This is a genomic window from Aphanothece microscopica RSMan92, from assembly GCF_046613545.2.
Classification (GTDB): Bacteria; Cyanobacteriota; Cyanobacteriia; order PCC-6307; family Cyanobiaceae; genus NIES-981.
The window spans coordinates 1-3,817 of record NZ_JBKKKY020000115.1 but is presented as its reverse complement, the minus strand read 5'-3'; the positions used below and the strand labels follow the sequence as shown (position 1 = coordinate 3,817).

Here is a 3,817-nt window from a genome sequence, read left to right as displayed (position 1 = left end):
CGACCCCAAAGCAGCCAAGCACAATCACTAACAACCTATTACAAAACATGACGAATATTGTGTCCAACTTTTAGGGGTCCGGTACACTACACAAACACTCTGACCGTGCTCACTGACAATGAAACAGGGGGAACCTCAGAACCTCATTTTGACATAAACATGGTGTACTCAGATCTTTAACCAAGCAGATCAGATAAAATGGGATAGAGAGGAACACTCTCTATCCCACCTACAACGTACAAAGGCACAGAATCAGTAAACGTTATTCTTCCATAGAACGCAACTCCACCGCGCACTTCTTAGGCCGATTCTCAGGGCCTCATTTCTTTCATTCGAAATATTCGTGCTGGACACCCCAGCTTCGAAGGTTGCAATTAAAGAAATGATGTCACTTTGGCTTGGATTTGTGGCTGCAAGCAATGCCAGACTGTCACACAGATTCGACCAGAGTGTTACTTCTGGCGCATTCGTAGCGTCGTATGTTGTAGACAGGTACGACTTAATGGCGTTCAGTGAACTCAAGCTCGATAGCGGTGAAGCTATGGAGTGGTAGTCAGCATATGAGATATAATGCGTAAGACTATCATAGCCACGATTAGTCAGAAAGTCAACACTAGCTGAATTGAATTGACTGTCGTCAATGGTTCCATTCCCATCAAATACTGCATTCGAAGTGAGGTGCTTGACAAGTTCGTTGTGCAAGTACCCAACTGAGTCCGAATTGTTCGGTATCGAATTGTAATGGGGGGCACAACCCATGAGGATGGCATACCGGGACCGACAATTAACGGACGCAGACCTCTGGCCGATTGCCATGAGTCTGTAGCTCCACCAATGATTGACCCTACTATTCCTCCTACGGCAGCTCCCTTGGGTCCTAAAATTTTTCCAACCGATATCCCAACTATGGCGCCACCCCACATTCCGACAGCATCGTCTACCACTGTAGTGGAAAGGTCCATCATGTCGCGTAACCAACCAGCAGTGAAACCTTCGCTCTCTTGTGGAAGAGAAAGGTTAATCTCGGGTCCAGAATATGACTCTTCCTTTACACAACTTGCCATTACCAAGCACAACACAACGGGTAAAACTAGAGACTTCTTGCAAAAATACTGACTCCATAGCGACCGCCCTTAGAGAGTTGTTGAATTATTGCCCAGAGAAACTCGGGATAGGAAAATGGCTTTTTCTAGATCTGCCCTCTTTCTAGGGGTCAAGTCAGACATCGACAAGGTAATAGAACTCGTTCCATCGGATATCAATGTATATCCCACAAGTGGCAACGTTCTTCTTGCATGGATAGTTATTTGGCTCTTCGCCAAAGATAGTGGAGAAGTTCGTAGCTTGTGGCTATGGATCTAAGTACGTTTTGTAGGAAGGCGTTAGGGATAGAGTCACCCTGGCGCATTGGGTCGGTAACGGTTGACGACACGACCATGTCGGTGACGGTGCATGTGGAGCGGACGAAGAGTTCGAAGGGGACGTGCCCGGAATGTGGTGCAACGTGCTCGATCCATGATCGACGTGACCGCAGGTGGCGTGACTTGCAGTGGTCGAAGTATCGGATGTTTATTGAAGCCTCTGTTCCTCGGGTGCGTTGTCCTGAGCATGGCGTGCTGAATGAGACTCCGCCGTGGTGCGTGCCGAACAGCCGCTTTACAATTGGATTCGAGGAGTATGCCGTGAGTCTGATGCTGGTTGCGTCGATATCGGCCGTGAGCAAGCTTCTGGATGTGGACTGGAAGACCCTCGATGCCATCATGCAGCGAGCCGTCGACAGAGGTCTTGATCGCAGGCGAGCACATCCGGTGCCGGTATTGTGTGTCGACGAGACGTCGTTCCAGAAGCGTCATGAGTACGTGACAATCGTCAGCGACGGGACCACAGGCGCAGTGCTCTATGTGGGCGACGATCGCACAGAAGCATCGTTGATGGCCTTCTATGAGGCATTAACACCAGAGCAGCGCGCCTCGGTGGGAAGTGTCAATATGGACATGTGGGTGCCGTATATCGAAGCAACATCCATGGGCCTCGAAGAGGGCGACAGAACCATCTGTTTCGACCGCTTTCACGTGGCGCAGATGTTGAACAAGGCTGTCAACGACGTACGCAAGCAAGAACATCGGGCCGAACTCCGAGAACACGGCGAGTCGGCTCTAACAGGCAAACGAATGTCCGTTCTTCGCAACTACGCCGATTTGACCAAAAGCCAACAGCGTGACCTCCAAGAGGTGTTTGCTGTTGCAGAGAACACGGCGATGGCATGGAGCATAAAGGAGCAGGCGAAACTGCTGTGGAAATACGTCAGCTTTCATTGGGCCGAGCGAGCATGGAACGTCTGGCTAGAGGCAGCTGAACAAACTGCGCTTACGCCAATCATCAAAGTAGCACAGACAGTAAAGAACCATCTGTGGGGAATTCTCAACGCAGTCGTGTTCGGTGTGTCGAACGCAATGGCCGAGAGTATCAACAGTAGAATTAAAATGATTAAATCGCGAGCGAGGGGCTTCCGAAGTCGCGAACGATTCCGTCGAGCCATCCTATTCTATTGTGGCAACCTTGATATGTCGTTCTAAACTATTCCACCAACTTTGGCGAAGACCCCAATTTGTTTTGTGTAGAGTTTTTGCATATGTTGAATTCACCAGAAATCGAAAAACATAGGTTCAAGTCCCTTCGACAAAGTTGACGGGGTATTGCAATTTTTACTTGGAGGCAGCATGGAACGCAGTTTTTGCTCTGTCACATCAATGGTAATCGCAGCTTTCTGTGTTTACGCAGTCAGTTGTACATCTGATGTTGGGTCTAATCCTGATGGGAGCTCCCGCCAAATCCCAGAACAAGCTCTCACGTTGAGCCAGAATGCTAATCCAATGGATAGCATAGGCGTGATTCATACGATGGCGATGGAATACGTACGTAGTCGATTTGAGTGGTGGGACACCACATATGCAGATTCTACGTACCAGCTTTATGCCGACTTTTTAATCGCGGCGAATGCGAGTGATACAGTTACTCCTTCTCTCAGAACCACCTTGCTGAGTCGGATAATGAATAGAGTTAATGCAAACTCTAGTTATACTTCTCTCAGTGATAGTGTTAACGACCTAGTATTAAACCTTCCTGTTAGTACATACGCAAAGGACGTAGTTTTTCGACTTTTTGATGCTTTGGTTGAAAGCGAGGACGACTTGACGTGTAATCATGTACTGAGCATTTGCGATTCTCTTGTTCAGGTTGTAGGCAGTAGCAGTTTAGCTACTGCAGAAAAAGCGTACCTCTATGGAACAATTAGCGTTGCTTATCATAGTTCACAGTATTGGAGTTCCAGGCTAAATGCTAATGGTGATATCTATAAACAGGTGAAGGTAATGTTGCCCGATACTACAAAACGAGTTGATTGGTCCACAGTTGCTGCAAATGATGTTCTTGGAGCTTCCCTCGAAGGTGCCCAAGATATGGCTGCTGGTGGCGTTGGAGGTGCTGTTGTTGGATCCGTCTTCCCTGGAGTCGGTACAGCATTAGGCGCCGCCACGGGCCTACTAGGCGGTTTGGTAGAAGGTGTCATTAGGGGAGGCATTTCCTACTCTCTTGAAGCTGGGCTAGGTCAACCCAAGATTGGACCAGGTGGATCGTGGTATGATAGCACGCCTAGAAAAGATACTAAAAAGAAACCCTAGTGTTAGAGCAAACCACTAACCCGATTGAATAATGAAGCCTCCATTCCCATCCTTTCCCCGTAGGCTGAAGCATATGGTAATAAGTGCGGTGCTGCTACAGTCTGTCGCCGGAATCATGGTTCTATCTTCATTGTGGG

Annotated in this window: 2 protein-coding genes; both read left to right on the top strand. The window is 48.4% G+C overall.

Going from position 1 to position 3,817, the window contains the following annotated elements; translation table 11 throughout:
* Positions 1-1,436: 1,436 nt before the first annotated feature.
* Positions 1,437-2,576, top strand: coding sequence for an ISL3 family transposase (locus tag ACLD7X_RS16010; RefSeq protein WP_425625361.1), 1,140 nt, complete (start codon positions 1,437-1,439; stop codon positions 2,574-2,576).
* A gap of 276 nt (positions 2,577-2,852) precedes the next feature.
* Entirely contained in the window at positions 2,853-3,680 is an 828-nt protein-coding gene (locus tag ACLD7X_RS16005) for a hypothetical protein (RefSeq protein WP_425625360.1), read from the top strand.
* Positions 3,681-3,817: the final 137 nt, after the last annotated feature.

Excerpts from the sequence above, each read along its gene's own strand:
- ACLD7X_RS16010 (WP_425625361.1), top strand. The coding sequence starts at position 1,437 with ATGTCGGTGACGGTGCATGTGGAGCGGACGAAGAGTTCGAAGGGGACG.